This window comes from Arthrobacter agilis, assembly GCF_002953615.1.
In the GTDB taxonomy this organism is placed as follows: domain Bacteria; phylum Actinomycetota; class Actinomycetes; order Actinomycetales; family Micrococcaceae; genus Arthrobacter_D; species Arthrobacter_D agilis_B.
On record NZ_CP024915.1, the window covers coordinates 3,246,925 to 3,250,743 of the forward strand.

The 3,819-nt window shown below is 69.0% G+C and carries 3 protein-coding genes and 2 pseudogenes; 2 read left to right on the forward strand and 3 right to left on the reverse strand.

The annotated features are described in order from the left end of the window. Positions 1-421: pseudogene (locus tag CVO76_RS15910) on the reverse strand (aspartate kinase); the annotation flags it as partial. Positions 422-650: 229 nt separating this feature from the next. On the opposite strand from CVO76_RS15910, the gene CVO76_RS15915 reads away from it, so the two are divergent. Then, positions 651-1,583 (forward strand): ABC transporter ATP-binding protein, encoded by a 933-nt coding sequence (locus CVO76_RS15915; RefSeq protein WP_133080320.1) that lies wholly within the window; start codon positions 651-653, stop codon positions 1,581-1,583. After that, on the forward strand, positions 1,580-2,725 hold the full coding sequence (locus tag CVO76_RS15920; protein WP_208740084.1) for an ABC transporter permease: 1,146 nt from the start codon (positions 1,580-1,582) through the stop codon (positions 2,723-2,725). Before CVO76_RS15915 ends, CVO76_RS15920 begins: the two co-directional genes overlap by 4 nt. Here the strand turns inward: CVO76_RS15920 and recR are convergent. Continuing rightward, positions 2,722-3,318, reverse strand: coding sequence for a recombination mediator RecR (gene recR / locus CVO76_RS15925; protein ID WP_133080322.1), 597 nt, complete (start codon positions 3,316-3,318; stop codon positions 2,722-2,724). The genes CVO76_RS15920 and recR overlap by 4 nt on opposite strands. A gap of 187 nt (positions 3,319-3,505) precedes the next feature. After that, positions 3,506-3,819 (reverse strand): annotated as a pseudogene (locus CVO76_RS15930) (DNA polymerase III subunit gamma and tau); the annotation flags it as partial.

Sequence of the window (3,819 nt, forward strand, 5' to 3'; positions counted from 1 at the left end):
TCATCCCCTGGAACCCGGCAACGATCGCGATGTCACCCTTCTCGATGGCGGTCCGGATACGGTGCGGGGAGACGTCGATGATGCGGGCCTTGCCGTGGATGGCGTCGGTGATCATGCCGGCCTGGCTGCCGGTGAAGGACTGGGCGGACGCTCCGATGCCATGGATGGCCATCGCGAGCAGTGCCATGGAGATGCGCTCGCCCGCGCTCAGGAGCATGTCCATCTCGCGCGCATCCGACGCCGTGGAACTCACCTGGCCGGCGAGGTCCAGCAACTCGTCCGTGCTGTCACCCATCGCGGACACGACGACCACCACGTGGTGGCCCGCCGCCTGCGTCTCGACGACGCGCCGCGCCACGCGTTTGATGCCCTCGGCGTCGGCTACCGACGACCCGCCGAATTTCTGCACTATGAGGCTCATGCACTCGCTCACTGATGAAGGGCGACGGCGGGGGGACCTGCCGCGCCGGCTGTTGACGGGCGGCGGCACCGGCGCCTCGAGGACGGGCGTCCATGACCCGACACCCGTGCAAGTGTAGCGGCGCGGCCGTTTCCGGCTCAAAGTGTGGGTCCGAATAAGAACAGCGATCCGCGGAGGAATTCGTGCCCGTCGCGGGTCCCATCGGGCGGACGTCGCATACCCTCGGACCATGACCAACGAACGTGGGGGAATCGTTGTCGAGGGGGTCGCCCGGAGCTTCGGCTCGGTGCAGGCGGTCCGCGACATCGATTTCGAGGCTCCGCCCGGGGAAGTGACCGCACTGATCGGTCCGAACGGCTCCGGCAAGACGACCCTGATGCTGATGATGGCGAGCCTCCTGGCCCCGGATCGCGGGACGGTGCGGGTTGCGGGATTCGATCCGGTCACGCAGCCGGCGCAGGTGCGGAGCAGAGTCGGCTGGATGCCGGACACCCTCGGCGTCTGGGAGTCACTCACGGCACTCGAAGTGCTGACCACGATCGGGGCCCTGTACGGCATGGGTGCCGCCGACCGTTCGCGTCGCGCGGAGGAACTGCTGGTCGCTGTGAATCTCACCGAGTTCGGCCGCCGACCGGCCCGCGTGCTCTCCCGCGGCCAGCAACAGCGGCTCAGCCTGGCCCGTGCGCTGATCCACGATCCGGAGGTCCTGCTGCTGGACGAGCCCGCGTCCGGTCTGGATCCAGGATCCCGCGTGGAACTGAGGTCGCTCCTGCGCTCGCTCGCCGCCGGAGGCAAGACCGTCGTCGTCTCGAGCCATGTGCTGTCGGAGCTGGACGAGATCGCGGACCGTGCCGTCTTCGTCAGTCGCGGACAGTCGGTCAAGAGCCAGACGCTCGACGAGGCCGGCAGCCAGATGCGCCGCTACTACGTCCAGGCGGAACCGATGTCGGCGCTCGCCGCCGCCCTGCAGAGCTACGGGGTCCGCTACGAGACGCGCGGGGACTCACGGCGCGAGGAGTTCCTCGTCCAGCTCGGCAGCACCGCGGAGGCATCCTGGCTGCTGCGCACCCTGGTGCTGGGCGACGTCGTCGTCACCGCCTTCGCCCCCGCCGGCGGGGCGCTCGAGGAGACCTACATGAGCCTGGATACGGACAGACGATGAGCACAGCGACCGAACCATCGACCCCGCAACCCGTCCGGAGCACCACCGGCCTGACCTTCTGGTCCGCCGTCCGCACCGTGTTCTCCCTCGAGATGCGGCAACGCCTGCGCGGCAAGGGCTGGTACTGGATGCTCGGCATCTGGTTCGTGGTGATCGGCTTCATCTTCGTCCTGGCGACCGGCGTCCTCGGCACCACCGACAACGAGGGCGGCATCCTGTTCGACCTGGTCGTCGGGTTCGTCCTGCTGTTCGGCCTGCTCATCGCCCCGGGATTGTCCGCCAACGCCGTCAACGGGGACCGGGCCGGCGGAACGCTGGCGATCCTGCAGGTGACCCTGCTGACGCCGGGTCAGCTGCTCACCGGGAAATGGCTCGCGTCGTGGGTGGGTTCGCTGGCTTTCCTCGTCCTGAGCTGCCCCTTCATCTTCTGGGCACTGGCCCTCGGCGGGGTGAACGCGCAGGAGGCCATCGTCTCGCTCCTGATGCTGGCCGTGGAACTGGGTGTCGTCTGCGCGATCGGGGTCGGGGTCTCCGCGCTGGCGAACCGTCCGCTGTTCTCGATCGTCAGCACGTACATGCTGGTGGCGCTGCTCGCGATCGGTACGGTGATCGTCTTCGGGCTGAGCACCACGCTGGTGATGGAGGAGCGGACCATGACGACGTCCTACTACACCTACCCGGAGAGCAGTCTCGACGCTACGGGCACTCCCGATCCGGGCGCCGAGATGGAGTGCGTCACGCAGACGAGCCAGGGCATGATCCCGCGCACCGAGTACATCGCGTGGCTGCTGGCCGCCAACCCCTTCGTGGTGGTTGCGGACGCCGTTCCCTACAGCGTCGAGGACCTTCCCGAACTCGATCCTGCGACCGACGCGGCCGGCCTGCCGCAGGGCGGCCCCTACTACACCCCGGGCATCATGGAGACGATCAGCCAGGGCGTGCGGGCCGCGCAGGCCGGACCCGACGTCGAGCAGTCGTGCGAGGAGCTGGCGGAGTCGCTCCGCCCGCTTCCGCAGGAGACGCCGATCTGGCCGCTGGGCCTCGGCCTCCAGCTCCTGCTCGCCGGGGTGCTGCTCCTCATCGGGCGGCGCAGGCTGACCATGCCCGCCAAGCGCCTCGCCCAGGGCACGCGCATCGCCTAGGACATGGCGCGGCGGCCCTCGAACGCCCGGCCGAGGGTCACTTCGTCGGCGTACTCGAGGTCCCCGCCGACGGGCAGGCCCGAGGCGAGTCGCGTCACAGGGATCCCGATCGTCTTGAGCATGCGCACCAGGTAGGTCGCCGTCGCCTCGCCTTCGAGATTGGGGTCGGTGGCGATGATGATCTCCTGGATCTGCTCGTCCGTGAGGCGTGCGAGGAGTTCGCGGATGCGCAGCTGATCGGGACCCACGCCGGCGATCGGGTTGATGGCTCCGCCGAGGACGTGGTACCTGCCGCGGAACGAGCGCGTGCGTTCGACGGCGATCACGTCCTTCGACTCCTCGACGACGCAGATCATGGTCGGGTCGCGGCGCGGGTCGCGGCAGATGGCGCACTTCTCCTGCTCCGCGACGTTGCCGCAGATGGTGCAGAACTTCACCCGCTCCTTGACCGTGGTGATCGCCGTGACGAGGCGTTTCATGTCCTCGCCGTCGGCTTCCAGGATGTGGAACGCGAGACGTTGCGCCGATTTCGGGCCGACGCCGGGCAGGCGTCCGAGCTCGTCGATCAGCTCCTGGACTGCGCCTTCGTACACGGTGTTTCCTCTTCTGAATCAGGTGGTGGTGCCGGTGTCTCCGGCACCGGAGCCCGTCGCCGCAGGACCCGGAGGAGGGGCGGCAGGAGGGTGTCCCTCCATTGTCCGCCCTGCACGGGGCCGGTCCGTCCGGAAGGACGTTCCCGCGTTACGCCCTCAGCGTTCCCGGATCGGCTCGGGCGGGATACTACTGGCCGTCGACGCCGCGCTCCTCGATCAGGCGTCCGTTGAGGATGCGCTCGATCGCCGTCCGGCCGACGAGCCCTGATTCCTCGATGGTCTCGTCGTCCGCACTGGGCTCGTCGTCGACGAAGCGCAGGTCGGCGGCGCCCCGGGTGGCGGCGGCTTCCTCGGCGCGCTTCCGCTCGGCTTCGTCCAGCAGCTGCTGGTAGCGACTGACGGGCTTCTGACGGATGTTGTCCGCCGACGCCGGCCGATCCGGTGCCACTGCGGCGCCCGTCGTGCCGGCGGGTGCAGCGCCGACGGCGGACGGCGCAGTGT